The organism is Sphingomonas bacterium, from assembly GCF_028292945.1.
Classification (GTDB): domain Bacteria; phylum Pseudomonadota; class Alphaproteobacteria; order Sphingomonadales; family Sphingomonadaceae; genus Sphingomonas.
This window is the reverse complement of sequence record NZ_JAQGLJ010000040.1, coordinates 37588-64372: the sequence shown is the minus strand read 5'-3', so window position 1 is coordinate 64372 and position 26785 is coordinate 37588. Positions and strand designations below refer to the sequence as shown.

Annotated in this window: 23 protein-coding genes and 2 tRNA genes; 11 read left to right on the top strand and 14 right to left on the bottom strand. The window is 68.2% G+C overall.

Annotated features, from left to right (window positions below):
- Positions 1-24 precede the first annotated feature (24 nt).
- Positions 25-100: transfer RNA gene (locus JWN21_RS05200), tRNA-Ala, on the top strand.
- Positions 101-905: 805 nt separating this feature from the next.
- Positions 906-1241 (top strand): VOC family protein, encoded by a 336-nt coding sequence (locus tag JWN21_RS05195; RefSeq protein ID WP_299646944.1) that lies wholly within the window; start codon positions 906-908, stop codon positions 1239-1241.
- Positions 1242-1407: 166 nt separating this feature from the next.
- Here JWN21_RS05195 and JWN21_RS05190 read toward each other — a convergent pair whose 3' ends face one another.
- The 4 genes from JWN21_RS05190 to JWN21_RS05175 all read right to left on the bottom strand — a co-directional run bounded on the left by JWN21_RS05190 (position 1408) and on the right by JWN21_RS05175 (position 4747).
- Entirely contained in the window at positions 1408-2307 is a 900-nt protein-coding gene (locus JWN21_RS05190; RefSeq protein ID WP_299646942.1) for an SDR family NAD(P)-dependent oxidoreductase, read from the bottom strand.
- 65 nt (positions 2308-2372) lie between these two features.
- Positions 2373-2774, bottom strand: a complete 402-nt coding sequence (locus JWN21_RS05185; RefSeq protein ID WP_299646940.1) for a hypothetical protein — start codon at positions 2772-2774, stop codon at positions 2373-2375.
- A gap of 82 nt (positions 2775-2856) precedes the next feature.
- Entirely contained in the window at positions 2857-3534 is a 678-nt protein-coding gene (gene phoB / locus JWN21_RS05180; RefSeq protein ID WP_299646938.1) for a phosphate regulon transcriptional regulator PhoB, read from the bottom strand.
- 88 nt (positions 3535-3622) lie between these two features.
- On the bottom strand, positions 3623-4747 hold the full coding sequence (locus JWN21_RS05175) for an ATP-binding protein (protein WP_299646936.1): 1125 nt from the start codon (positions 4745-4747) through the stop codon (positions 3623-3625).
- A 96-nt stretch (positions 4748-4843) separates the two neighbouring features.
- On the opposite strand from JWN21_RS05175, the gene JWN21_RS05170 reads away from it, so the two are divergent.
- The 9 genes from JWN21_RS05170 to JWN21_RS05130 all read left to right on the top strand — a co-directional run bounded on the left by JWN21_RS05170 (position 4844) and on the right by JWN21_RS05130 (position 15311).
- Positions 4844-5236 carry a hypothetical protein gene (locus JWN21_RS05170; protein ID WP_299646934.1) on the top strand — a complete coding sequence of 131 codons (393 nt, stop codon included), beginning with the start codon at positions 4844-4846 and terminating at the stop codon, positions 5234-5236.
- Between the two features lie 28 nt (positions 5237-5264).
- A complete protein-coding gene (locus tag JWN21_RS05165) occupies positions 5265-5534 on the top strand; it encodes an HPr-rel-A system PqqD family peptide chaperone (protein ID WP_299646932.1) in 270 nt (89 codons plus the stop codon).
- 13 nt (positions 5535-5547) lie between these two features.
- On the top strand, positions 5548-6408 hold the full coding sequence (locus JWN21_RS05160; protein ID WP_299646930.1) for an HprK-related kinase A: 861 nt from the start codon (positions 5548-5550) through the stop codon (positions 6406-6408).
- Positions 6393-7370 (top strand): nucleotidyltransferase family protein, encoded by a 978-nt coding sequence (locus tag JWN21_RS05155; RefSeq protein WP_299646928.1) that lies wholly within the window; start codon positions 6393-6395, stop codon positions 7368-7370. Before JWN21_RS05160 ends, JWN21_RS05155 begins: the two co-directional genes overlap by 16 nt.
- 51 nt (positions 7371-7421) lie before the next feature.
- The gene (gene glmU, locus JWN21_RS05150) at positions 7422-8765 is read left to right on the top strand and encodes a bifunctional UDP-N-acetylglucosamine diphosphorylase/glucosamine-1-phosphate N-acetyltransferase GlmU (RefSeq protein WP_299646926.1); all 1344 of its coding nucleotides are present in this window, start codon (positions 7422-7424) and stop codon (positions 8763-8765) included.
- 14 nt (positions 8766-8779) lie between these two features.
- On the top strand, positions 8780-10603 hold the full coding sequence (gene glmS, locus JWN21_RS05145; RefSeq protein ID WP_299646924.1) for a glutamine--fructose-6-phosphate transaminase (isomerizing): 1824 nt from the start codon (positions 8780-8782) through the stop codon (positions 10601-10603).
- Between the two features lie 7 nt (positions 10604-10610).
- A complete protein-coding gene (locus JWN21_RS05140) occupies positions 10611-11501 on the top strand; it encodes an ROK family protein (protein WP_299646922.1) in 891 nt (296 codons plus the stop codon).
- 121 nt (positions 11502-11622) lie between these two features.
- Positions 11623-13470 (top strand): EAL domain-containing protein, encoded by a 1848-nt coding sequence (locus JWN21_RS05135; protein ID WP_299646957.1) that lies wholly within the window; start codon positions 11623-11625, stop codon positions 13468-13470.
- Positions 13470-15311 carry a CHASE4 domain-containing protein gene (locus JWN21_RS05130; RefSeq protein ID WP_299646920.1) on the top strand — a complete coding sequence of 614 codons (1842 nt, stop codon included), beginning with the start codon at positions 13470-13472 and terminating at the stop codon, positions 15309-15311. The genes JWN21_RS05135 and JWN21_RS05130 overlap by 1 nt, the downstream gene beginning before the upstream one ends.
- 129 nt (positions 15312-15440) lie before the next feature.
- Here the strand turns inward: JWN21_RS05130 and JWN21_RS05125 are convergent, their stop codons facing one another.
- The 10 genes from JWN21_RS05125 to JWN21_RS05080 form a co-directional block, all read right to left on the bottom strand.
- Complete coding sequence (locus tag JWN21_RS05125; RefSeq protein WP_299646918.1) at positions 15441-16574, bottom strand: SET domain-containing protein-lysine N-methyltransferase; 1134 nt, start codon at positions 16572-16574, stop codon at positions 15441-15443.
- A 101-nt stretch (positions 16575-16675) separates the two neighbouring features.
- The gene (locus JWN21_RS05120; protein WP_299646916.1) at positions 16676-18376 is read right to left on the bottom strand and encodes a M1 family metallopeptidase; all 1701 of its coding nucleotides are present in this window, start codon (positions 18374-18376) and stop codon (positions 16676-16678) included.
- Between the two features lie 86 nt (positions 18377-18462).
- Complete coding sequence (locus JWN21_RS05115) at positions 18463-19209, bottom strand: response regulator (RefSeq protein ID WP_299646914.1); 747 nt, start codon at positions 19207-19209, stop codon at positions 18463-18465.
- The gene (locus JWN21_RS05110; RefSeq protein ID WP_299646912.1) at positions 19206-21056 is read right to left on the bottom strand and encodes an ATP-binding protein; all 1851 of its coding nucleotides are present in this window, start codon (positions 21054-21056) and stop codon (positions 19206-19208) included. The genes JWN21_RS05115 and JWN21_RS05110 overlap by 4 nt, the downstream gene beginning before the upstream one ends.
- Before the next feature lie 335 nt (positions 21057-21391).
- Positions 21392-21466: transfer RNA gene (locus tag JWN21_RS05105), tRNA-Glu, on the bottom strand.
- Positions 21467-21554: 88 nt separating this feature from the next.
- Positions 21555-23303: a single-stranded-DNA-specific exonuclease RecJ gene (gene recJ, locus JWN21_RS05100; protein WP_299646910.1), complete on the bottom strand. Its 1749-nt coding sequence runs from the start codon at positions 23301-23303 to the stop codon at positions 21555-21557.
- 119 nt (positions 23304-23422) lie between these two features.
- On the bottom strand, positions 23423-24112 hold the full coding sequence (locus JWN21_RS05095; RefSeq protein WP_299646908.1) for a 2OG-Fe(II) oxygenase: 690 nt from the start codon (positions 24110-24112) through the stop codon (positions 23423-23425).
- 84 nt (positions 24113-24196) lie between these two features.
- Positions 24197-25177 carry an RcnB family protein gene (locus tag JWN21_RS05090; RefSeq protein ID WP_299646906.1) on the bottom strand — a complete coding sequence of 327 codons (981 nt, stop codon included), beginning with the start codon at positions 25175-25177 and terminating at the stop codon, positions 24197-24199.
- A gap of 125 nt (positions 25178-25302) precedes the next feature.
- Positions 25303-25842, bottom strand: a complete 540-nt coding sequence (locus tag JWN21_RS05085; RefSeq protein WP_299646904.1) for a (2Fe-2S)-binding protein — start codon at positions 25840-25842, stop codon at positions 25303-25305.
- A 149-nt stretch (positions 25843-25991) separates the two neighbouring features.
- Positions 25992-26753: a class II aldolase/adducin family protein gene (locus JWN21_RS05080; protein ID WP_299646902.1), complete on the bottom strand. Its 762-nt coding sequence runs from the start codon at positions 26751-26753 to the stop codon at positions 25992-25994.
- Positions 26754-26785 lie beyond the last annotated feature (32 nt).

Genomic DNA, 26785 nt, shown 5'->3' with positions numbered 1-26785 from the left:
CCGATTAGGAGCGCGCCACCAGATGGGGCCGTAGCTCAGCTGGGAGAGCGTCGCGATGGCATTGCGAAGGTCTGGGGTTCGATCCCCCACGGCTCCACCACTGGATTTAAGTGCCTGAAAAGGCGCTCTATCTTCGGAAAACCTTGGCTTTTTACAGGCGGCTGTTACAAATGTAACAGGGGCGCCGCCATGCCTTCGATGGCAGAGCCGAAATCGTTGTGTCCCTAGGGACCAATGATAGGGCTGAGGCAAATCGCCTGATACCCGCCGCACCATTGCCAGCGATGGTCCCATAGCGGCAGCTAAGGGTGACATGCCCACGGCTCATGCCCAATCCCATACCCCTGGCTGCCCTCCCGGCTCCAACGGCCTTCCGAGGCTGCACAGGAGCGCGCCCTGAGGCTGTCCACGATGGAGATAACCGCTCAGGAAACCGCGATGCAGGACATCCTGCGCGATCGGCAGCACCAATTCACAGTAGCTGAGGATCGGCGGATCATGCGCCGGTCAACCCGTGCGGAGGAGCGCGGGGGGCTAGCCGCTGCGGTTCCCGGTGGAACGACCCCGTACAGCCCCGCAAACGGCCCTGAGAGCCCGTCCACGAAGGCCGTGGATTGTAGCCGGGATCATGCTGGATGCCGCCCTGGTGGACCTGTGGGCGGCGGAGCGGAAGGTAGCCCCAAAAGGAAAGGATACGCACTGCACCGCAGCTACACCGCTCGCGACACCCGAGGTGTATCCGCATCGCGCCCTCGGCTATCGATGCCCGCGAGTTCATCGCAATCACACGCGAGGCCCGTCAGCCATTTGGGAGGCAACAACAATGGCGCAGGCGCTGGTGGCGCGCAGTGTAGCAGCTCTGAACCGACTACCAAGAATCCGCACAAATCCAGGGAAGGTATATGATGCCTCGAATCTCCTTCGTTGAGCTACCGACGTCCGATCTGGCTTCAACCCGCTCCTTCTATACCGATGCGTTCGGCCTTGCCTTTGCAGACTTCGGCCCAAGTTACTCCTGCACGTTGACGGGTGACGTCGACATCGGCTTGCAGGCGGACGCTGCCGAGGCCAGTTCCGCGCCGCTGGCGGTGATTGGCGTCGATGATCTCGAGGCATCCCTTGCAGCGGTGAGCAAGGCGGGCGGAGTCATCACCAAGCAGGTATTTGCCTTTCCGGGCGGTCGACGCTTCCACTTCCGCGATCCGAGCGGCAACGAGCTTGCGGCGCTCAAAGCGGACTGACGGCTCGGTCACGCGTGAGTGAGTGCCACGGTCGGTTTTGATGAGACTGTTCCCCACGTCGACTTGCGTGCCCGACTCGGCCCGCGTCGGGCTACAAACCTGAGCCCCTTGCAGGGCCGAAGTGCGGACCTGCGGTGACAAGCCTCACGGCTGGGCGGTCCGCAACTCAGCCGCCCTGGAGCGCCTTCGCTGCCATCATGCCTTGTTCCGCCCCCGTCTTTGGCACGATCTCGCCCGTGCGGTCCGTGATCGCGTCCCAGTTCGCGGCGACGCCTTCGGGCGACAGGTCGTCGCCGGACAACAGCTTGCCAGGGGTCAAGGTGACGTAGCACGCGCCCGTCACGCCTGCGCCGCTCGCAACGATCTGATTGGTCGGCGCGTCTTCCGATACCAGGAACAGCGCGGCGGGCACGACCTTCTCGGGGCCGAACAGTTTGAAGGCCTCGGCGGGAAACAGGTCTTCGGTCATGCGCGTGCCAGCAGTGGGTGCCAGCGTGTTGACGCGGATATTGTTCTTGGCACCCTCGATGTAGAGCGTCTTGGTAAGCCCGGCCAAGCCCATCTTGGCGGCGCCGTAGTTCGCTTGACCGAAATTGCCGAACAGTCCGGTCGAGGACGCGGTCATCAGGATGCGGCCGTAATTCTGTTCGCGCATCAGGTCCCAGCACGCTTTGGTGGCAAAGGCGGAGCCGATCAGGTGGACGCGGACGACGAACTCGAAATCGGCCGGCTCCATCTTCGTGAAGCTCTTGTCGCGCAGCACGCCGGCGTTGTTGATCAGGACGTGGACGCCGCCCCACCTGGCTTTGGCCTGCGCCACCATGTCGGCCATCTGTTCGTACTCGGCGACGTTGCCGCCGTTCGACATCGCCTCGCCGCCGGCTGCTTCGATCTCCTCGACGACCTTGAGTGCCGCGTCGGAATGGCCGGTGCCGTCGCGCGACCCGCCGAGATCGTTGACCACGACCTTCGCGCCGCGTCGGGCAAGCTCGAGCGCGTATTGGCGACCAAGGCCGCCGCCAGCACCGGTGACAATGGCGACGCGGCCGTCAAAGCTGATGGACATGAGAAAGGGCGCTCCTGCGGTGAGAAGCGCCCCTCCTTAATCAGCCCGGTTCACCGCGCAACCGCTCAGCGCGAGCGACGTCCGCGCACCTCGTGCGAATGGGTCGACCGCGGGCCATTCATGCAGTTATCAAACTCACCCTTCTTGCACACCGGATAGCTGGCGAGCGGGGCAGGGGCGGGAAACGCCTGATCGGGCGTCATGGCCGGACGGAAGACGACCGGGGTGCCGGGCGTGACCGTGCCCGTGATTGCCGGGCCGGTCGGGGCGTAGCCACCGACCGGGTCCGTCCCGTCCGCCGGAGCGGCCATCGGTGTGGTCGTCTGCGCCATCGGCATGTCGGCGGCCGGCGCGGGCGTCGTCGTCGTCTGCGGCATGGTCGCGTCCGCCGGTGCCGGCATCGTCGTGGTCTGCGCGAGCGCGGGTGTGGCGAGGAGGGCCGTAGCGGCCAATAGGATGAACTTCATTGCGGAAACTCCGGATGGGTCAGCGCCCTTCGACGGCGCACCTCCTCCAACGCTTGAGCATCGCGCTGGTTTCGCTCCCGGATCAGCCCGCCGCGTCCAGTGCATAGCCCGCTGAGCGCACGGTACGGATGATGTCGGGCTTGTCGCCCAGGTTGATTGCCTTGCGCAGCCGCCGGATGTGAACGTCGACCGTGCGCGCCTCGATATCCGCGTCATGACCCCAGACTGCGTCGAGCAGCCGCTCGCGCGAGAACACCCAGCCGGGATGCTCCAGAAAGTGCTTGAGCAGCCGGAATTCGGTCGGACCCAGCGGAACGGTTTCGCCCCCGCGCTTCACCTTGTGCGATCCCAGGTCCATCTCCAGATCGGCATAGGTCAGCGCCTCGCCCGCCAAGGCGGGGCGAACCCGGCGCAACACCGCATTGACGCGGGCGACCAGCTCGCGCGGCGAAAACGGCTTGGTGACGTAGTCGTCGGCGCCCGTCTCCAGACCACGGACCCGATCTTCCTCCTCGCCGCGCGCGGTCAGCATGATGATCGGTACGTTCGCGGTCGCGGGCGCGCGGCGCAGACGGCGGCACACCTCGAGCCCCGACAAACCTTCCACCATCCAGTCGAGCAGCACGATGTCGGGCGTGCGTTCGCGAGCGAGCAGCAGCGCCTCTTCGCCATCGCCGGTCTGCGAGATCTCGAAATCCTCGCGCTTGAAATGCCATGTAAGCAGTTCGGCGATCGCCGGGTCGTCCTCGACCAGGAGCATGTGAGGCGGCATCATGGCCTTGGGTTTCTCGCTGGCTACGAGCCACGGCCCGGGCTGGACTGTCGCTTGCCCCGGCGGTGTGAAGGTTTCATGACACGGCTTGCAGGATCACCGCAACCGTGGTGCCGATCCCGACCTCGCTGGTGATCTGCAGCCGGCCGCGATGGCGCTCGACGATATGCTTGACGATCGCAAGGCCGAGGCCAGTGCCGCCCATCGAGCGGCTGCGGCCCTTGTTGACGCGATAGAAGCGCTGGGTGAGGCGCGGGATGTGCTTGGCCGGGATGCCTTCCCCCTGATCGGAAATCGCGAGACGGACATCCGCGCCACGCCCGTCCAGCGCGATCTTCACCGGCGTGCCCTCGCGCCCGTACTTCATCGCGTTGCTGACCAGATTGTGCAGGACCTGCGACAGCTGCGCGCGGTCGCCGATCACGCGCGGAAGGGCTGGATCGAGCGCCAGGATCACGTCGCCGCCGCGTCCTCCTCCGGCCGCGACCAGTTCGGCGTGAACTTCCTTGGCAAGCCCCGCCAGGTCCACCGCGTCGCTGGGCAGGCGGAACTTCTCCGCCTCGATGCGCGACAACGAGATCAGGTCCTCCACCAGCCGCTGCATCCTGAGCGCCTCCGCGCCCATGATAGACAGGAAGCGCGTCCGCACCTCCACGTCATCGCCCGCCTCCTCCAGTGTTTCGATGAACCCACGCACCGCCGCCAGCGGGGTGCGCAGTTCGTGGCTGGCGTTGGCGACGAAATCGGTTCGCATCCGCTCGGCGGCGTGGCTTTCGGTATGATCCATCAGATGCACCAGCCGCCGCCCTTCGCCGATCGCGGCGACCCGCATCTCCCAGCGCTGGTTGAGCGGTCCAAGCCCCTTCAGTTCGATGGGCGCTCGGTCGCCGACGTCCAAATCGCTCAGCCGCTCGGCTGCGTCGGGATGCGGGATCGCGTCGCGTACATCCTGGCCGACGATCTGCGCGCCCATGACGGTGGTGGCCGCGCGATTGGCGAGCGTAACGACGAAGCCGTCGACGAGCAGCACGGGCTCGGCCACCGCGTCCAGCACATCGGCGAGCGCGGGGCTGCCGGGCCGGGGCGCCGGCGATGCCGCGGCGGGCGCGGGGCGGCGCGCGAGCAGTCCGAGGGCAACGATGCCGGCCGCGGTTCCTGCCGCCGCCAGCAGGGCTGCAGGCCATCGTGGGTCTGGTCTCATGTCCCGCGCTGCTACACCAGCGCCCGGTGAGCCGCCACCGCGCGCCTTGCCCGTCCTTGACGATTGTGAAACAGCTTGCGCCATAAAGGGACGGCGATGAGCGACGACGGCACCACCAAGACAGGCGCGTCACGACGCGCGCTGATGATCGGCGCAGTAGGGGCCAGCGCGGTGCTGTCGATCCGCCCGGCACTGGCGCAGACCGCGGGCTCGGTGCTAGCCTGCGAGATCCCGGTGCCCGACCCGGCGCGCGCCGGCAGCCATATCGCCGCCGACGGCGCGACGGTGACCGCCGGCACGCCGGGCTCATTCGCGCCGCCGACGCGCGCGTTCAAGGGCGAGGAAGTCAAGCGCGCGCTGGCCGGCTCGCAACAGCTGCCGGGCACCACTGCCGACGCCAACCGCGCCTATCTGAACTATATCCGCCGGCTTCAGCGCGGGCAGGGCGGCTTCACCTGCTTCGCCTCGTTGCAGATGCCGCGCGGCTGACGATGCCGACGCGTCGCGGAGCGTCCGTGTGACGCGCTACCGCGCCGGCCCTGCCACGGCGTGGACCGCGGTCGAGCTGGAACCCTTCACCGCTGTCTATCACCGCGCGTCCGGTTTTACCCATCTGCTGGTCGAGCCGGCACCCCAACTGCTGGACGTGCTGGGCGTGGAGGAGCTGAGCCTCGCCGACCTGCGCGCGCGACTGGCGGATCGGTTCGATCTGCCCGACGTGACGGACGATGCGCTGACGGCCCGGCTGGAGGAGCTGGTGGAAGCGGGCTTGGTTTCGCAAACATGAGGGTCGCGCGGGCATGAGGCACGCGCACCTGCTTCGTGTCGGGCCGATCGGCTTTCGCATCGGCACCGCGTGGCACGCGCGGACGTCGCAGCTGCGGGCGCTCTATGCCGGCTATCCCTCTCCGACGCTGCCCGATTTCACCGTCCGGCTGGAAGCGCCGCGACCGTGGCGGCGATGGCTTCGACCGCAGGTGGCGATCGGCGGCGACCTGACCATTCCCGGTGCGCTGCCGCTGCCCCTAGCGCAGGGTCTGCTCGCGGCCGAAATGGCGATGAACCTTCAGGTCGCGTTGGGTTGGCGTCGCCATCTGCTGTTGCACGCCTCCGTTGTCGAGCGCGACGGGCGTGCGGTGGTGATGACGGGCGAATCGGGCGCGGGTAAATCGACGCTGGCGGCGCTGCTGATGGCGCGTGGCTGGCGCCTGCTGGGGGACGAGTTCGCGCTGCTCGCTGCGGACGGCATGCTGCACCCTCATCCGCGACTGGTGAGCCTGAAGAATGAGAGCATCGTAGCTGTCGCGGAAGAGCTTGATAAAGGTCCGGACCCGCGATGGGGCCCGTTGCTATGCGACACGCCAAAGGGCAACATCAAGCATCTCGTTCCCGACGCGCAGTCGATTGCGCGCATGGACGAACCCGCGCGACCGGCGTTGCTGCTGTTCCCGCGCTTCGGCGAGGCGTTCGCAACGCGCGCGATGCTGCCGAGCGAAGCCTTCGTGCGGCTGACACAGGCGTCGACCAACTACGTCAACCTTGGTGAAGCAGGCTTCACGACGTTGACGAACTTCGTCCGGCAAGTACCGGCGATTGCGGTGGATTATCTGGACGGAGCGGCCGGCGTGGCGGCGGTGGAAGAGCTGTGGTCGACGCACTGATCGTTGCGCGCGCGCTGGCCGACCCCGGCGGTGTCGCGGCACTGGACGCCGAGGGCTGGACCGCGTTGCTGACGATCGCCCGCGCCGAACAGCTGTTGGGCACGCTGGCGCATCGGCTCGCCGGCTTGCCCGTGCCCGACCCGGTCGCGCCGGTGCTCGCGGACGCGCGGCTATGGGCGGCGCACGAGCGGCGGACGGCATTGTGGGAGGCGGAGATGGCCGCACGGGCCCTGGCGTCGGTCGACACGCGCGTGGTGCTGCTCAAGGGCACCGCCTATGCCGCCGCCGGGCTGATGGCGGGGCAGGGGCGCGGCATCGGCGACCTGGATCTGCTGGTCCCGCGTGGCCGGCTGGACGAGGTCGAGGCGGCGCTGCTGGCGCATGGCTGGGAGTGGGTGAAGCCCAACGCCTATGACGACGCCTATTATCGCCGCTGGATGCACGAGCTGCCGCCGCTGATCCATCGCGAGCGCGACCGGATCGTGGACGTCCATCACACGATCCTGCCGCTGACGGCGCGGCCGACGCCCGACGCGACGGCGCTGATCGCCGACGCGGTGTCGCTGGGGAATGGGATGCACGTCCTCGCCCCGGCCGACATGATCGTCCACGCCGCCGCCCATCTGTTCGCCGATGGCGATCTGGCGGGCGGCCTGCGCAACCTGTGGGACATCCGCTGTCTGCTGGCGGAGTTCGGCGACGACGGGCTAGTCGAGCGGGCGCGAATGCACGGCGTGGAGGCGGCGGTGACGCGCGCGGTCCGGCTGTCCGGCATCGTCTTCGGCGATCAGCCAGCGGAGCGGCGCGATCGGCTGTACCTCCGCCGCTTCCTCGCGCGCGATGGCTGGGGGCGACCGACCCGTCCCATGACCCGGCTCGGTTTCTACGCGCGCTCCCATTGGCTCCGGATGCCTCCCGCGATGCTGGCGCGGCACCTTTGGACCAAGTGGCGCCAAGCCTAGCGTCACCGGCGCTATGGTCATGTCAATCGCTTCGTGGCAGCAGTCCGGGTCATGAGTTCCCGTCCGCTCGCCGTCATCGTCCTCGCCGCTGGCAAGGGCACGCGCATGCAATCGGACCTGCACAAGGTGCTGCACCCGCTGGGCGGTCGGCCGATGCTGCTGCATCTGCTGCACAGCGCCGCCGCGCTGGAGCCGCAGCGCACGGTGGTGGTCACCGGCGCCGGGCGCGAGCAGGTCGATGCGGCGCTCGCGGCGAGCGGCGCCACCACGGTGCTGCAGGCGGAGCAGCTGGGCACCGGCCATGCGGTGCGGCAGGCGGAGGCGGCGCTGGCGGGCTTCGTCGGCGACGTGCTGATCCTGTATGGCGACGTGCCGCTGGTGACGGCCGCGACGATGCGGCGCATGCTCGACCGGCTGCATGCGGACGACGGGCCGGCAACGGTCGTGCTCGGCTTTAGGCCCACCGACCCCGCCGCCTATGGCCGGGTGATCGCCACGCCCGAAGGACGCATCGAGCGGATGGTCGAGTACAAGGATGCTTCACCTGAAGAACGCGCAGTAACACTCTGTAACTCCGGCTTGATGGCGGCGCGATCAGAGGAGCTGTTCACGCTGCTCGGGCAGATCGGCAACGCCAACGCAGCGGGCGAATATTATCTCCCCGACATTGTCATGCTCGCCGAGCGTCCGTCGGCGGTGATCGAGACCGACGCGCACGAGGTGGCGGGCGTCAACAGTCGTGCCGAGCTGGCGCTGGTCGAGGGGGCATGGCAACTCGGCCGCCGTGCCGATGCGATGGCGGCAGGCGTCACGCTGACCGCGCCAGATACGGTGTGGTTCGCCCATGACACGGTGTTGGGCCGCGACGTCACGATCGAGCCGAACGTGGTCTTTGGCCCTGGCGTGCGCGTTGCCGACGGGGCGATCATTCGCGCGTTCAGCCACCTCGAAGGTGCGACGATCGGCGAACGCTGCGAGGTCGGCCCCTATGCGCGGCTGCGCCCCGGCGCGGTGCTGGAGCGCAAGGCGAAGGTCGGCAACTTCGTCGAGGTCAAGCAGTCTACGCTGAGCGAGGGTGCCAAGGCCAGCCACCTGACTTACCTTGGCGACGCGGAGATCGGCGCGGGTGCCAACATCGGCGCGGGCACCATCACCTGTAATTACGACGGCTTCTTCAAACATCGTACGAGCATCGGCGCGGGCGCGTTCATTGGGTCGAATTCGGCACTGGTCGCGCCCGTGACGATCGGTGCGGGGGCGATCGTAGCGGCCGGCAGCGTTATAACCGCCAATGTCGAGCCGGATGCGTTGGCGCTGGTACGGCCGCAGCAAACGTCGAAGCAGGGTTGGGCCGCCCGCTTCCGCGCTACGATGACGGCGCGTAAGTCAAAGTGAGGAGTGCGCGTTAAATGTGCGGGATCGTTGGCATATTAGGCAACGGCGACGTCGCCGGGCGATTGTTCGATGGCCTCAAGCGACTCGAGTACCGAGGCTATGACTCGTCGGGCATCGCCACCGTCCACGAAGGCCGGATCGAGCGCCGGCGCGCGGCGGGCAAGCTCGCAAACCTCGCCGAACGGCTCGCCGCCGAGCCGCTTCCCGGCACGACAGGCATCGCGCATACGCGCTGGGCGACGCACGGCGGACCGACCGAGGACAATGCGCACCCGCACATCGTCGGTGACGTCTCGATCGTCCACAACGGCATCATCGAGAACTTCCGCCCGCTACGCGACGAGCTGATCGCCGATGGCCGGACGTTCCTGAGCGAAACGGATACGGAGGTGGTCGCTCATCTGGTCGCGCGCGAGCTGGAAAACGGCGCGGCTCCGCGCGACGCGGTCGCCGCGATCCTGCCGCGATTGCATGGCGCATTCGCGCTCGCCGTGCTGTTCCGCAACGAGCCCGACCTGTTGATCGGCGCGCGTCTCGGCGCGCCGCTGACGGTGGGTTATGGCGAGGGCGAGAACTATCTCGGCTCGGACGCGCATGCGCTCGCCCCGCTGACCCAGCGCATCGCCTATCTGGAAGAAGGCGACTGGGTCGCGGTAACCCGCACGAGCGTCGAGGTGTTCGATCGCGACAATCAGAGGGTCGAGCGGCCGATCGTCCAGTCGGGTGCATCCACCGAGGTGATCGACAAGGGCAACCACCCGCATTTCATGCTCAAGGAGATCTACGAGCAGCCGATCGTCGTCGCGCAGACGCTGCGGTCGTACCTGCAGCGAATGGAGGAGCGCGTGACGCTGCCCATTCCGGAGTTCGATCTGGCGGCGGTGACGCGCGTCACGATCGTCGCCTGCGGGACCAGCTTCTACGCCGGGATGGTCGCGAAATACTGGTTCGAGCAGTTCGCGCGCGTCCCCGTCGACCTCGATGTCGCGTCCGAGTTCCGCTATCGCGCGCCGATCCTGGAGCCGGGCGGGCTGTCGCTGTTCATCTCGCAGTCGGGCGAGACGGCGGACACACTGGCAGCCCTTCGCCACGCCAAGGCGGAGGGGCAGAAGGTCGCCGTAGTGGTCAACGTGCCGACCAGTTCGATGGCGCGAGAGGCGGACCTGTTGTTGCCGACGCATGCCGGGCCGGAGATCGGCGTCGCGTCGACCAAGGCGTTCGTCTGCCAGCTGGCCGTCCTGGCCGCGCTCGCCGCGAACCTCGCGCGCGCCAGAGGCCGACTCCCGGCATCGGCAGAAAAGGCGATCGTCGAGCATCTGGCGGAAGCACCCGCAGCGATCAACGCTGCGCTGGGGCATGACGATGCAATCCAGGCGATGGCCGGGCTGGTCGCGCCCGCCCGCGACGTCCTTTATCTCGGGCGCGGCACGGACTACCCGCTGGCGCTCGAGGGCGCGCTGAAACTGAAGGAAATCAGCTATATCCATGCCGAAGGTTACGCGGCGGGCGAGATGAAGCACGGTCCGATCGCGCTGATCGACGACCTCGTACCCGTCATCGTCATCGCGCCGTCGGGGCCACTGTTCGACAAGACGGTGTCCAACATGCAGGAAGTCCGCGCGCGCGGCGGCAAGGTGATCCTGATTTCGGACGCGCGCGGCATCGCTGCGGCGGGCGAGGGCTGCATCGCCACGATCGAGATGCCCGAAGTGCATCCGCTGATCGCGCCGCTCGTCTATGCGGTCCCCGTGCAGCTGCTCGCCTATCATGTGGGCGTCGCGAAAGGCGCGGACGTCGATCAGCCGCGCAATCTCGCGAAGAGCGTGACGGTGGAGTGAGCAGGCGATGCAAGAACCCCTGATCGCGGGCGTCGAACTGGGTGGGACGAAATGCGTGGCCATCCTCGCCAGCGGACCCGACGCGATCGAAGAACAGGTGCGGGTGCCCACGACCGCGCCGGCCGAGACACTGGCTGCGATCGAGGCGGTGCTCGATCGGTGGCGCGGATTCGCCGCCATCGGCGTCGCCAGCTTCGGACCAGCCGGCGTTGCGCGCGATGCGGCGGATTGGGGACAGGTGACCGTCACGTCCAAGCCGGGCTGGTCGCACACCGACATCGGTCGGCGCTGGGAACGCCGCTATGGCGTGCCGGTCGGCTTCCATACCGATGTGGTCGGTGCGGCGCTGGCGGAGGCGCGTTGGGGCGCGGCCGCGGGACTGGCGGACCTTGCCTATGTGACGGTCGGCACCGGGGTTGGCGTCGGCCTGATCGCGGGTGGCAAACCGGTCGACGGATTGACGCACCAGGAACTCGGCCATCTGCGACCCGTACGCCTGCCGGGCGACGACTGGATCGGAGTATGTCCATTCCACGGTGGCTGCGTCGAAGGCCTGGCGTCCGGGCCGGCGATCGCGTCGCGCGCCGGGTGCAAGGCGGAGAACTGCGCGGCGGACGATCCGGCATGGAACGGCGTCGCGCATGCGCTCGGTCAGCTGTTGCATGCGCTGGTATTGACGGGCGTGCCGCGCCGCGTGGTCATGGGCGGTGGCGTCATGACGGGCGCCACGCATCTGCTGCCGCGTGTGCGAACCGCGATGCACAAGAGCCTGGCCGGGTACTCGATGCTGCCGGAGGTAGCGATGGCAGACACGTTCGTCGTGCCGGCGGGCCTTGGCGAGAGCGCGGGGCCACTTGGCGCGGTGCTGCTCGGCGCGCAGGCGTTTACGGCCTCTTAACCGCGTCGGCTTACCGTTGATGAACCTTGGCGGGGGTTCACTCTCGCCCATCACGGGAAGAGCTGCCTTGCCTACCGATGCCATCCTCCCCCGGATTCTGATCGTCGATGACGAAGCGGCGATGCACGACAGCTATCGCCGCAGCTTCGCCAGCCAGCGCAGTGACGAAGGCGACGCGCTCGGCGCGATGGCCGCCGACCTGTGGGACGACACGCCCGAGGCGGTCGAGGAGGAGGCCCGTTACGACCTCCAGCACGTCTCGCAGGGGCTCGATGCGGTGGCGGAGGTGGAGCGCGCGCGCGACGCGGGCACGCCGTTCGCGGTCGCATTCATCGACATCCGCATGCCGCCGGGCATCGATGGTCGCGAGACCGCCAAGCGCATCCGCGCGCTCGATCCCGACATCGCCATCGTCATCGTCACCGGCTTTTCCGACTTTTCGCCGCTGGAGATCAGCAAGGTCGCAGGGCCGGCCGACAAGATCTTCTATATCGCCAAGCCGTTCGAGGTCGCCGAGATCCAGCAGACCGCCGCCGCATTGGTCGCGCGCTGGGCCAATGATCGCATGCTGGCGGACGCACGCTTGCAACTGTCGCGACAGATCGAGCAGCTCGAACTGCAGGGCGCGGAACTCGCCGCCAACGAGAGCCGCGCGATCCACATCGCGACGCACGATTCGCTGACCGACGCGCCAAACCGGCTCGCCTTCGTGCGCGCGCTCGGAGAGCGGACCAAGCGGCCCGGGCTGTTCGCGATGGCGATGATCGACCTCGACCGCTTCAAGCTGGTCAACGACACGCTGGGCCATCTCGCCGGCGACGCGCTGCTGCGCGAGATCTGCACCATGTTGCACGAAGCCGCGCCCGACGGTGCGATGATCGCGCGGCTGGGCGGCGACGAGTTCGGCATCCTGTTCGACACGCCGGGTGAAAACGCTGCCGTGATGGCGTGCGACCGGCTGATCGCGGCGATCACCACCACCGTCGTCGTGTTCGGCCACTCGGTGCAGGGCGGCGCGTCGGCCGGGCTGATCGTCAGCGAAGGCGGCGAAGGGCGCGACCCGATCGATGTCGTGCGGCGCGCCGACTTGGCGCTCAACGATGCCAAGCGCGCCGGACGCGGCGTCGTGCGGCTGTTCGACGAGAGCATGGACGAAGGCATCCGCTTCCGCCGCCGGATCGAAGGCGGTCTGGGCGAGGCGATCGGGCGCGGCGAGCTGAGCCTCGTCTACCAGCCGATCGTGTCTCGCGACACGCTCGAGATCGAAGGGTTCGAGGCGCTGCTGCGCTGGAACACCGCGGATTACGGCCCGATCAGCCCGGCGACGTTCATCCCCATCGCGGAAGAATCGAACCTGATCCACCAGCTCGGCGACTGGGTGCTGCATGCGGCACTGGAGGAGCTGAAGGCGTGGCCGGGTCAGTATGTCTCCGTCAACTTCTCGCCGCGTCAGTTCCGGCGCCACAACTTCGTCGGCTACATCATGGAATGCGTCCAGCGCGCCGGCATCAGCCCGCAGCGGCTGCAGATCGAGATCACCGAGACGGCGATCTTTGACGACGCCGAGCGCGCGGCCGAGACGCTGTACAAGCTGCGCCAGATGGGGTTTCGCATCGCGCTGGACGATTTCGGCACCGGCTATTCGTCGCTCTACAACATCCGCAAGTTCGCGCTCGACTGCCTGAAGATCGATCGCTCGTTCATCGACGGCATGGGCCGTGAGCGTGAGTCGGCGGCGATCGTCCACTCGATCATCCATCTCGGCCGCGCGCTGGGCCTGGGCGTGATCGCAGAAGGTGTCGAGACGGCCGCGCAGGTGCAGATGCTGCGCGTCGCCGGCGCCAGCCACTTGCAGGGGTATTTCTTTTCACGCCCCGTGGCGGCGGAAATTGCTCGCACCATGGCGGAACAGCGGTTTCTGGGCGGCGAGGACGAAGCCGTGGAGGCACTGGACGGGACGAATAACTGATGCGGGTTCGGACACGCCGGCGCTGGCGTGGGCCGACGTCGCTGGGCGCGAAGCTGGTCCTGATCCTGACCGCCGCCGGACTGGCCGGCGCGTTGGGGATCACCGTCCTGCTGGCCACCGTGATAACGCCGAATTTCAACGCGCTGGAGCGGCAGGCGATCGACGGGCATGTCGAACGCACCGCGGCGGTGCTCGCTGAGTACGGGTCGAAGGTCGAAAGCGCGGTGCGTGACTATGGCGACTGGAACGACAGCTATCGGTATATGGCGCAGCCGACCCCTGCGTTCGAGCAGGAGAGCTTCTCGCCACTGGCGATGAGCAACCTGGGTGTGCAGGGCATGGCCTATGTCGCGCCGAACGGGCGCGTGGTGATCGCGCGCTGGCTGGATGCCAAGGGAGAGGTGCCGACGTTGCAGGGGCAGCTGATCGCGGCGATCGCCAGGATCGATCTCGCGCGCACGTTGAAGAACGGCAATTCGGGACATTTCTACCTGCGCGTCGGCGGCGCCGTCGCGGCGGTGGGGGTGGCGCAGGTGCGGCGCTCCGATGGCACGGGAGTTCCGCGCGGCCACGTGGTGATGGCGCGCGCGCTCACCTCGCGTCAGGTCGCCGACCTGCTGCGGCTGGCGGCTCGAGTCGAAGCCCCGGGCGGGCGCCGGGTGGCGATCGACACACCGAGCCGCGCGCTCGCCGAGGTTCGGGTGCCGATCGCCGGCGCGGACGGTCGGCCGGTCGCGTCCGTACGCTTCAACGTGCGTCGCGATGTGTCGCTGCTCGGCCGGCGCATGCTGCTGCTGGCGGTCGCCGGCACCACGGTGCTGCTGCTGATCGTCCTTATGGTGCTGCGCCGGATGATCGCCCAGCAGGTCCTGAAGCCGCTCCACCGGGTCGAGACGCACATGCAGCGCGTGCGCGGTTCGGGAAGCCTGGCCTTGTTGGACGAGGACGGCCGCCGCGACGAGATTGGCTCGTTGGGGCGTAGTTTCAACGCGATGCTGCGGCAGCTTAACGAGCTGCGCGAGCAGATCGAGGTACAATCGTTCGCACTGGGTCGGTCCGAAAGCGCCGTCGCGGTGATGCATAATGTTCGCAATGCGTTGAACCCAGTATCCACCATTCTGTCGCAGGGAATAGCGCAGGCGCCGCCGGTCGAACGCGCCATGCTGGACCGGGCGATCGCCGAACTGGCCCGCGACGACCTGACGCCGGCCCGTCGCGCCAAGCTGACCAATTTCGTTACGGCCGGGGTCGACGCCTGGTCGACCAGCCGCGAGGCGATGAAGGGCGAGCTGGAAGTCGGCCGCGAGGCGATGGCGCATGTGCTGGAGATCATTGGTCAGCAACAGAAGAGCGCGCACGAACGCCCTCCACTGGAGCCGTGCGACGTGACGGAGATCGTCGCGCGCAACGCCACGATCGCGCGTTACTCCGACAAGGCGTCGATCGCCTTTTCCTTCCCCTCTCACGCGCATCGGGTGCTCGCCAACCGGGTGATCCTGAGCCAGGTCATCGGCAATCTGTTCGGCAATGCCGCGGAGGCGATCGCGGCCTGCGGCACCGGTAGCGGCACCATTGCGGTGAGCGTTACCGAGCGCGACGGGGAGGTCGAGGTGGCTATCCGCGACGATGGCGAAGGCTTCGACGCCGAGGTCGGCCAGACACTGTTCCAACGCGGCTTCTCGACCCGCAGCCACAAATCGGGCGGGCTGGGCCTGCACTGGTGCGCCAATTCGATGACCGCGATGGAGGGATCGCTACGCCTGGAGAGCGCCGGGCGCGGTCATGGCGCGGTGGCGGTGCTGACGCTGAAGGCGGAAGCCGCGATGCGCGCGGCGGCCTGAGCCTGGTTCTGATTCAACGCCGCTAAGCTAAATCAGCCTTCCCGACGGAAGTCGGGGCCTAGTCGGCCGCGCCGCGGACTGGGGCCCGGCTTCCGCCGGGGAAGGGTTTCATCTAGGCTGGTGCCTACTCTAGGCCGCCTTGACGACTGCCAGCGCGGGTTCTTCGAGCAGGTAAGGCGCGACCAGTTCTCGCTCGACGAACCACGCCTGGCGCGCGCTCGGGATCGTGTCGAAATTACCGATCAGGCCGCGACAGGTTGCGGCGCGGCAATCGCATGGCATGCGCCAGTCGCTATCCTTGAGCGTGGTGGAATAGTCCCAGCTCACCTCCTCGCCTGCCGCGATCGGCCGAAGGGCCACGAGGAACACGCCGCCCGCGCCGAACCGCAAGCCAGCGTTCGGATCGCAACTATGGTTGATCAGGTCGTCGACCCGGCCAGATGGGCCGAGATACTCGTCGGGTCCGATCTGGACATAGCGGTCCTGTCGCCCGGTCGCTTCGGGTGGCGTGCCGCGCACGCGGCGTCCGGAGAAGCGGAGCAGCGTCTCGCCGTCGGCGAACGGCCGTGCCGCGAACACCGCCTTGCCGAGGTGGCTCTCGCCGACCGCGAACGGGTTGGGCCGGGGGCGATAGGCGTCGAGTACGTAAAAGGGGCCACGCCGTTGCCCCAGCGATCGCGCGGGGTTTAGACTGAGCAGGCCGACCATCAGCCAGACGCTGCCATGCGCGCCCAGTTCGACCAGAATATAGCCATACTCACGGATGCCCGTCGCGCCGCTGTTCGCCGCGATGATCAGCGTCGCCAGATCGCCCAGCGTCCACATTCCCCAGGCGGGCGAGCGCTCGCGCGCGGGATCCTCGCGCACGCTGACCCAGGTCGGCCAGAAGCTGATCGGGACGGCGGCGACGACCAGCATGTGCGCCCAGAACGTCTCGTGAAAGGCGAGCCACAACGCGATTGCGGCGAGCGACACCGCGATGCATATGCCCTCGACCGGACTGGGCGCGCGCCACCGCGACCGTCGCCACATCGTCAGCGTCACGACCGTGCAGGCGACCGCCGACAGCCCGAACACCCAGGCCTGGGGCGCGCCGGGATTGACTGCGGCATAGGTGGCGGCCTCGATCCCGGCGGCGGTCGCCCAGATCAGCCAGGAGGCGCGGTTGGGCTCGACCAGATGGCGACGCAGCCCGGCCAGGTAAACGGCATAGCCACCCAGGCTGAGCAGCAGCGCGATCGTCAGCCAGATACCCATCGTCATGCCGCGCCGACGCCCCCTTCATACGCCGTGGAAGATGGTAAACGGGGTCGTGACAAACGTCCACCGGCGTGCGGTCGAAGCCCGGTGTGACGGGATCGCCGCTACCGCCGCACCTGCGCCGCGCGCCATGCCTGCGTCTGCTCGATCGCGACCGAGCGGCGCAGGATGCGCGACCACGGATCGACCACGACATGTGCGCCGGTCGGAACGTTTACGTGCCCCGTCCCGCCCGCCATCGCGACGCGCTCGATCCGGTCACCGACCTGCACCTCGACCGGCATGGGGAAGGGCCGGTTGTTCGGCACGCGCCAGCGCAGGCTCAACCGATCGCCCACGCGCGCCTGGGTCAGCTCGGGCAGCGCTGCCTCGCGCAGATACGCATCGAAGAACCAGTCGTAATTCTTGCCCGTAACTCGCTGCACCGCGGCCTGGAACTCGCGGGTAGAGCCGTAGCGAGGCGCAAAGTTGCCCGGCTTGGGATCGGCGCGGCCATAGACCAGCAGCCGCGTCGCATCGAAGAACTTCGCGTCGCCGATCAGCCCGCGCAGGGTGTGGAGGATCCAGCTGCCCTTGTAGTAGATGTCCTGCCCGGGCCCGCCGCGCTCGGTCTCGTAGACGTCATCGCCCGACAACTGTCGGTCGCGCACCATCGGCACCTTGTTGACGATCTTGTCGCGCTGTGACGCCAGCATCGTCGCATAGCGCGCCTCGCCCTCGCGCCAACGACCATAGAGCGGCTGCATGTAGCTGCCGAACCCTTCGTGCAGCCAGTAATCGTCCCAATCGGACGCGGTCAGCTGATTGCCGAACCATTCATGACCGAACTCATGATGGAACAGCCAGTCGAAGCCTTCGGGCGCCTTGGCATAGTCGTTGCCATAGGCGTTGATCGTCTGGTGCTCCATGCCCTTGTGCGGCGTCTCGACCACGCCGACCTTCTCGTCGCCGAACGGGTAGGGGCCGATCAGCGCCTCGAAGAAGTCGAGCGTCGGCGCGAATTCGGCGACCAGTGCCTGCGCCTGCACGCCTTTGCCCGGCAAATGCCAGTAGTGGAGCGGGATCGTGTTGCCATAGCGGCTGGCGTAGCTGCCCCGCACCTCCTCATACGGCCCGACCTGCAACGCGATGGAATAGGTGTTGGGCTGTTTCGCGCGCCAGTTCCAGCGCGTGCGCCCATCCGGCAGCGTGTCGACGCCCAGCAGCACGCCGTTGCCGGGTGCCTTCAACCCGGGTGGCACCGTGATGTGCAGCGTCGCCACCGCCGGCTCGCCGGTGGGGAAGTCCAGGCACGGCCAGAACAGGTCGCAGCCATAGCCCTGCGCCGTGGTAGCAAACCAGGTCTGCCCAGCAGGGGCTTTCGACCAGACTACCCCGTCGTTCCACGGTGCGTTGACGGCGACGTGGGGCACGCCGCCATAGCCGATGCGCGCGGTGACCCGCTGTCCGGCCAGGACCGGGCGAGGCAGGCGGATGATCAGCCTGCCCTCCGGATTGCTCCAGCTGCCCGGTCGGAGCGGCGCGCCGTCGATGCTCACCGCGTCGACCGGCAGATTGCGGTCGAGGTCCAGCGTCAGCACCGTCAGCGGCGCGTTGGCGGTAAAGGTCAGCGTGGCGACGCCGGTCAGCCGCCGCGTCGCCGGCAATATCTCCCAGGCAAGGTCGGCCGCGTCGAAGCGCAGCTTGGCCTGCTCGGGGTCGATTGCGCCACCCGACCGCATCGTCTGCGGGGTCAGTGGCGGTTCGCCCTTCTTGGGCAGGTCAGCGGCGGGGAGGAGGGCGAGGAGCGGAAGCAGGGCGCGCATGTGGGGAGGTTAGCAGGGATCAGGAAGGATAGAAGAGGCACGCTCCTCTGCGTCGGCGAAAGCAGGGAAAGGCTCTGACCGCCGGCTTACTGCCCAAGCTTCTGCCGCACCTCGTCGGCATGCTGCGGACCGACGCGTACGCTGGTGCCCGACCTCAGCACCAGGGTGATGTTGCGGCCGACCTGATTGATCGACCTCACCGCGTCCGGGCTCACGAAGGCGGAGCGGTGGACGCGGACCATGGCGCTCGGGCTGAGCGAGCGTTCGAGCGCCGCCATGGTGACGCGCAGCATGTGTGCGCGATCGGCAGTGTGGAGCAGGGCATAGTCCTTGGCGGCCTCGATCCACTCGATCGTGTCGATCGGCACCCGAATCTGCCCGCGTCCGGTCGGGATCCAGAACTCGCTCGCGTAATCGCCCTGCGCAGCGGTCCGCGAGCCGTTCGTCGCGGGGTGCTCGCCGATGCGGCGCAGGACCGAGCGGATGCGCGCCAACAGCTCGCGCGGCTCGAACGGCTTCATGATATAGTCGTCGGCGCCGATCTCCAGCCCTTCGATCCGATCGACGACGTCGCGCCGCGCGGTCAGCATGATGATGCCTACCGGCTCGGGCCGCGCGCGCAGTCGCTTCGCGATCGAGAAGCCGTCCTCGTCGGGCATCGATACGTCCAGGACCACCAGCTGCGCAGGTCGCTGCGTCATCACCGCGTCCAGCGCCCGGCCGCCGTCCGCTTCGGACACGTCGAGCCCGTGCTCGGAGAGGTAAGCGGCGACGGGTTCCCGTAGATCTTCCTCGTCGTCGACCAGCACGACATGCGGCCGGGCGGCAATCATCGCGCGGCCATCTCGGCCAGGAAGTGGCGCACCGATTCGGGCATGAACGGCTTCTCCAGCACCGGACGCTTGGCGGTCGCCAGAAAGCGCGCGGCATGCGCCCCCAGCGTGTCGCCCGTGGTGAACGCGGTGCAGGCCGTCAGCTCCGGCCGCCGCTCGCCGATCCAGGCGTACAGCGCGGGCCCGTCGACATCGGGCATCCTGATGTCGCTGACGACCAGATCATAGGACCCGCCCGCCGCGAGCCGCGCCTGCGCCGCCGCGCCGCCGACCACGACCTCGCACTCATACCCCTCGATGCTGAGGAAATCGGCGAGCGATGCCGCGATCTCCTCCTCGTCGTCGACGATCAGCGCGCGGCGGACCCGCGCGGTGGGCAAGGCGAGCGGGGCGGGCGCGACCTGCGTCGCGCCCTTCTTCTCGATGATGGGCAGGGTGAGGCGAAAGGTCGCGCCGCGTTCGCACGGGACCAGTGTCAGGTGGCCGCCATGCGCCTCCGCCAATCCCTGGCTGAACGACAGGCCCACGCCCGTGCCCTCGCCCTGCGGCTTCGTGGTGTAGAACGGTTCGAAGATGCGGCGACGCAGCTCGACGGGAATGCCTGGACCCGAGTCCGCGACCTCCAGGATGACGGTGTTGGCTTCCGGCCCGCGCGCGGTACGCACCTCCAGCCAGCGCAGCGACCGCTCCCCGGCCATCGCCTGCTGCGCGTTGACGATCAGGTTGGTGACGATCTGGTGCAGCTGGTCGCCATCGGCGGCGATGCGCGGCAGCCCGGGCGCAAAGGCGCGCGTGATTCCGACTCCGTCGGCGCGCAACCCGTAATTGGCGAGTTCGATCGCGCCATTGGCGACGGCGTTCAGATCCACCGCCGTGCGCGCCGGGGTCTTCTGGCGCGCCATGGCGAGGAAGGTCTGGACGATGCGCGCGCAGCGGTCGGCCGCCTTGCGGATCTTGAACGCGCGCTCCGCCAGTTCGGTGCCGGCCGCCTGCCGCTCCATCATCACCGCCTGCGCGACGACGATCGACAGCGGATTGTTGAGCTCGTGACTGACGCCCGCGAGCAGCGAACCGAGCGCCGACATCTTCTCCGACTGAAACAGTGCGTCGCGCGACCGTTCCAGCGCCGCCTCGGCCGCCTTGCGCTGCGTCAGGTCGATGGTGAAGCCGCCGGTGCGCACCGCATGGCCGCCAGGCGTCGGAAAGGTTACGGCGAGCACCGAGGCGTAGCGATCGCGCGGCTCGATAAGCAGTTCCTCGGTGACCGCGACGCCCGCGGCCGCCGTCGCGTCCATCGCCGCGATCCGTTCGGCGACGGGGGTAATGAACAGTTCGGCAGGCGACTGACCCACGATCTCGTCGGCGGGCCGTCCGATCGCCGCCGCCAGCTCGTCATTGACCTTGAGATAGCGGCCGTCGGCGTCTTTCAAATGCATGCCGAACGGCGCGTGCGTCATGAACGCGCCCAGCATCGCGTCGCTGTCGGCGAGCTGCTCGCGGCAACGGGCGTGGTCGATGTCGACCTCCAGCCCGCACCAGCCGGTCACCGCGCCGCCCGTTTCGCGCAATGGCGACAGCCGGCACAGCCGCACCGCGCCATCGATCCGCAGCGCCGCCTCGAAGGTCCGGCACGCCGCGATTGCGGTCGTCCAGCCGGGCAGGTCGCACGGCAGCGGTGGCGGGCCTGCGCGCGATGTCCAGGTCGTGCGCCCAGCGGCATCGGCGAGCCAGCACCGGCCCGGCATCATCGCCGCGAGCGCGCGGAAGCCTGCGTCCGATGGACGCGAGTCGCGGCCGCCAAGCGACTGCGGCGCGCGCGTTTCCCCCTGCGCAACGACTATGGCCATCAAAGCCCCCCACGGGGCCGTTACCACAATTCCTGTCGCCGGTGATCCCCCGATCGGCCTAGTCGTTTGCGCGCGCGCCCCGCCCGAATGCCGACCAAGCTCCGCCACCGGTCCGATCATCGGCACCTCGACGACGCCCCACAGCATCGCGGGCTTGTGCGGCGTGGGCGCCGGCTTGCCGCTCGCTGCGGCGTCGGCCGCGCGCTGCGATAGCTTGCGCCTCCCGTCACCACGGCACGAACAGCGCGCCCCGCGCTGTTCGAGTCCGTTTAGCGAGGTCGGCTTGCGCCTCCCGTCGCCACGGCACGAACAGCGCCCCGCGCTGTTCGAGTCCGTGGTGACCCCTACGGGACTTGAACCCGTGTTTCAGCCGTGAAAGGGCCGCGTCCTAACCACTAGACGAAGGGGCCAACGCCCGCCGACTAGGGGGCGGGCGGCGCTTCGTCAATCCGCTCCACCCTCGCGCGACAACGTCCGTTGGCGGAACAGCCCGATCGATCAATCAGCCCACGCAGCGTCCTCGACGTGGAGTTCGGCCGCTGGCTTGCTGCCCCATTCGTCCAGCTTGGCGCGACCGACCAGCCACAACCGGCGATGCGGCGCGGCACCGAGCAGCGCTTGGCCGAGCGCTGACTCTGCATGGCGAAACGCCATCGCCTTCAGGTTCTGGCCGTCGTCACCGGCGACGATGCAGCGGACGTGGTTCGCGCCCACCACATCGGCACGGATGATGCGCACCGGCCCGGCGGCGACGCGCGGGGCGGGCCAGCCGGCGCCATAGGGACCACCGACCTCCATCGCGGTCACCAGCTCGGGATTGACGCCGCCGCTCGCCAGCACCGCGTCGACCAGCAGCGCGCGGCCTTCGCTCGAGCGATCGACCGCCGCCGCCAGCCGATCCTCCAGAAAATCGCCGAACTCCGCGATGCGATCCGCCGCTATCGTCAGCCCCGCCGCCATGGCGTGGCCGCCTCCCGCCGTCAGGATGCCCGCTTCCTTCGCCGCCAGTACCGCCGCGCCGAGATCAACTCCGGGAATCGAGCGGCCCGAGCCCTTGCCAACGCCGGCCTCGTCCAGCGCGATGACGATGGCGGGGCGGCCGAGTTTCTCCTTGAGGCGCCCCGCGACGATGCCGATCACGCCTGGGTGCCAGCCACGCCCCGCCGCGATGGCGACGCGGCGACCGTTCGCAGCGAGCAGCTCGGCCGCTTCCTGCACGCCCGCCTCGATCACCCGCCGATCGTCGTTGAGTGCGTCCAGCTCCTGCGCGATCGCGCGCGCTTCCACCGGATCGCGCGTCGTCAGCAGCCGTACGCCCAGGTCGGCACGGCCGACCCGTCCGCCGGCGTTGATGCGCGGCCCGAGCGCGAAGCCAAGGTCGCTGCAGGTCGGCGCCCGCGTCAGCCGCGATGCTTCGATCAGCGCCGCCACGCCGACGTTGCGACGCTGTGCCATCACCTTCAAGCCCTGTGCCACGAACGCTCGGTTCAGGCCCTTGAGCTGCGCGACATCGGCCACAGTGCCGAGCGCCACGAGATCGAGATGGTCGATCAGCTTCGGCTCGGCGCGGGCTGCGAAGAAGCCGCGTAGGCGCAACGTGCGGATCAGCGCGGCGCAGAGCAGGAAGCAGACGCCTACCGCCGCCAGATGACCATGCCCGCCCGTCTCGTCGAGGCGATTGGGGTTCACGACGGCATGCGCGTGCGGCAGCGCGCTGGCGCATTGATGGTGATCGGCGACGATCACGTCGACGCCCTCGACGCGTGCCGCCTCCAGCGCCTCGAACCCCTGCGCCCCGCAGTCGACGGTGACGATCAGCGACGCGCCCTCGCGCGCCAGCCGTACCAGCGCCGCCCCTGACGGGCCATAGCCCTCCTCGATCCGATCGGGGATGTAGGCGCGCGGCTCAAGTCCCAGATCGCGCAGGATCAGCACCATCAGCGCCGCCGAGGTCGCGCCATCGACGTCATAGTCGCCGAAGATCGCCACCTGTTCCTTGCCCTGCACGGCGTCGGCGAGCCGTTCGGCGGCGCGATCCATGTCGCGGAACGACGAGGGGTCGGGCATGAAGCCGCGAATCGAGGGGCTGCGATGCTGCTCCAGCGCCTCGCGCGAACAGCCGCGCGCAAGCAGCAGCTGCGTGACCAGGTCGTCCGTGCCCCAGCCGTCGCGCCCGTCCGCCGCCGTCGCACGCCACCGCCACGGCTGGCCGAGAATGGATGTGGTGACGCCGAGAACGGGGCTCATGGGACGCGGAAGTTCACTGGAAGTTCAGGCCTAAGTCGGTCGGTCCGCACCGGCTCGCCGGTCGAGCAGGAGAGCGGACAACGTCTTGGCACAAAGCGCTTTTGTAGGACAGCGGGTTCTCACCCCGCCAGCCACATCCCTTCGCGGAACCACTTCGTGACGATGTACTTGACGCCCTCGACCACCGGCATGCCTTCGTGCAGCGTCTTCTCGTTGGGGCTGCCGTCCGGTTTCATATTGTTCCACGCCAGCAGCAGCCCGCGCTTGGGCGCAACCTTGACGCCCGCCTGCGGAAACCAGGTGGCGCCGCCTTCGGTAACGTCATTGAGAAAGATCATCGCCGTCCAGGTGCGCTGGCCGCCATGCCGGCTGACCTCGGGCCAGTACCGCTCGCCCTCATGGAAATAGTCGTGATGGGCGCGGAACTGCTGGCCGGGCGCATAGCGTTGGCCCTGCATGGTTTCGCCGTGCGACACGTCCAGGCCGAGCAGCTGCGCGATCGATTCGTCGATCGGGCGCACCTGCGGCGACCAGCGGTCCATGTCGCAGCTGTCCGAGGTGCGGAAATTCGCATCCGGGTTGTCCGACAGCAGCGTGGAGGGGCGCTTGTCCCGTTCGATCATCGCGATCAGCTGGTCGCATTGCTCCGCCGTGAGGAAATCGGAACAATAATAGAATTGCGCCGCGTCGATCTGCGCACGGCGCACGCGCGGATCTGCTTCCAGCCGCCGCGACACTTGCTCGCCGGCATGAGCCCGGACCTTGGACGGAGCGCCGCCGACAGGCCGTTTGCGTGACAGGAATGGCATAGCGCCGCCTGTTTGCCGCGCCGCCCGCGAAAGGCAAGGGGCTCGGAACAACGGTTCCGAGCCCCCGCAATCAATGAACGCCCATCAGTAAAATATGTCGTGGACCACATCGACCACCTGACCGCTGCGGATGTCGATCAACAGCGCGTCGCCATAGTAGCGCACCCAGCGATACGGGCCGTACGCTTCGGGCAGCCGGTACGAGAACGGATCGTTGATCCAGTAGTTCTGGCCCCACAACACCGAGGACAGGCTCACCCCGATCGAAAAGCGCCGATAGCCGTTGTTCCAGCCATAGGGCGCATAGTAGCGCGGCAGGCGATAGGCGTTGCGGTTGTTCAGCCGGTTGCGGTTCCAATCAAAGCGCCCGTCCTGGCGCCAATCACGGTTCCAGTTCCGGTCGTTGCGACTGCGATCGTTCCAGCCGGAGCGATCGTTGCCGCCGTTCCAGCCGTCGCGGCCGTTCCATCCGGTGTTATAGCCGTCCCGGTTCGAGCGAGCGCGCCCGTCCTGCCGCCCATCTCGCCGATCCGCCCGGTCGTCACGTCGGTCGTTACCGAAGTCCGGGCGATCGCCGCGTGCCGGATCGTAGCTTGGATTGCGCCGGTCCAGCCGGACGATGCCGTCCGTGTTTCGCCCGTCGCGTTGCACGCGTGCCTGACGCTGCTGTTCGTTGCGCTGCCGCTCGGCCGCAAGCTGCGCATCGGCCTGCGCCTGCGCTTGCCCGGCGAACATGTCGCGCTGGCGCTGCTGGCGAAATCCGCCGTCCATCCGCGCGCCAGCGTTCACATCTCCGCGCATCCCGTTGCGACGAACCTGCGCCTCGGCACTGGGCTGAACCTGCACCGTCGGCTGCGCCACCGCCATGCGCTCGGCGCGGCGTTCCTGCCGCTCAGCGCGCTGCGCCTGGCGCTCCGCGCTTGGTTGTTCGCCACGAGCGGCTCGCGCCTCGCGAGCGGCCGCGCGCCGATCGCGGAGATCTCCGTTACCTGCATCCTGCGCCAAGGCCATGGCCGGCATCCCGGCTGTCGCCGCCAGCAATGCTCCGATTACCCACTTCTTCATGGTCTTGCTTCCCGACCTGCCGGCGCACGAGCCGGCCCCGATGATGCACGCCTTTTGCCGCACGGGCGCTGAGAGAAAGCTGAATTGGCTTGTCAGCGATCAGACAGCTTTGCTCATGTCGCGCGTCACGGCTGCGGAGGCACCAGCGCCGGCACCTGTCGCGCCGCATCGGCGGGGTCGATGCCGGGGCGGAAGCCGGCGGGGATCACTTCCTCGCCCCGCGCGGCGCGGGCGGCGCGCTGCACCGCCTCAACGACGCGCGGATATACGCCGCACCGGCAGGTGACGGTGATCGCCGCGCGGATCTGCGCTTCGCTCGGGTCCCGCGTCTTCTTGAGCAGCACCGACGCCTGCATGATCATGCCTGGAATACAGAAGCCGCATTGCACCACGTTCTCCGCCAGGAAAGCGAGCTGCAGCGGGTGGCTGCGCTCGCGCGACAGTCCCTCGATCGTGGTGACGTAGCTGCCCTCGATCGACCCGACCGCGACCCGGCACGACGGCACCGCCGCGCCGTCGATGTCGACGACGCAGGCGCCGCAATGGCCCGTGCCGCAGCCATATTTGGTGCCGGTAAGGTTCGACGCATCGCGCAGTGCCCACAGCAGCGGGGTGGCGGGGTCGAGCCGGTATTCGACCGGCTGGTTGTTGACGGTGAAGCGCATCGCCTTCTTTCAATCCTCCCCGGGACGGGGAGGGGAACCCGCCGCCGAAGGCGGTGGGGGAGGGGCGGGCCAGAGAGGTGACCCCTCGTCGAGAGCCCCCTCCGTCACGCGGCTTCGCCGCGCGCCACCTCCCCGTGAACGGGGAGGATTCAGTCCCGCCAGCTCGGATCGATCCGATCCACCTTGCGCACCATCGCCGCGAAGTCCGCCTGGCCCGCGCCGCCCGGTACGCCCGCCATGTGCAGATCGCGCTGGTGGACCGCGATGACGTCCGGCGCGACCTCCAGCGGCGGCACGTTCATGCCCAGCGTGGCCACCTGGATCTCGCAGGCGCGCTGCAGCGACCAATGCTTGATGAATGCTTCCGGCAACGTGCGGCCCATCACCAGGATGCCGTGGTTGCGCAGGAACATGACGCGCTTGGAGCCGATATTCCTGACCAGCCGCTCGCCCTCCTCCGATCGCACGGTGACGCCCTCGAAGTCGTGGTAGGCGATCTGGCCAGCGAAGTTGCAGGCGTAGAAGCTGGTCGGCCGCAGCCCGCCCTCGACCGAACTGACCGCCATGCCCGCGGTGGTGTGCGTGTGCATGATGCAATGCGCGTCGGGCAGGTTCCGATGGAACACCGCATGCTGGACGAAGCCGGCGAGGTTTACCGGATAGGGGCTGTCGGCCAGCTTGTTGCCGTCAAGGTCGATCTTGACCAGGCTGGACGCGGTGACCTCGGAGAAGTGCAGCCCGAACGGATTGATCAGGAACGCGCCGGGTTCGTCATCCAGCTTCACCGTGATGTGGTTGTAGATCATCTCGGACCAGCCGAGCATGTCGAATACCCGATAGCAGGCGGCGAGCTGCTGGCGCGCCTCCCACTCGTGCGCGGACATTTCTGGCTTGCGGAGCGCGGTGGCCATGGGGACTCTCCTAGACTTTCTTCGGGTGGATT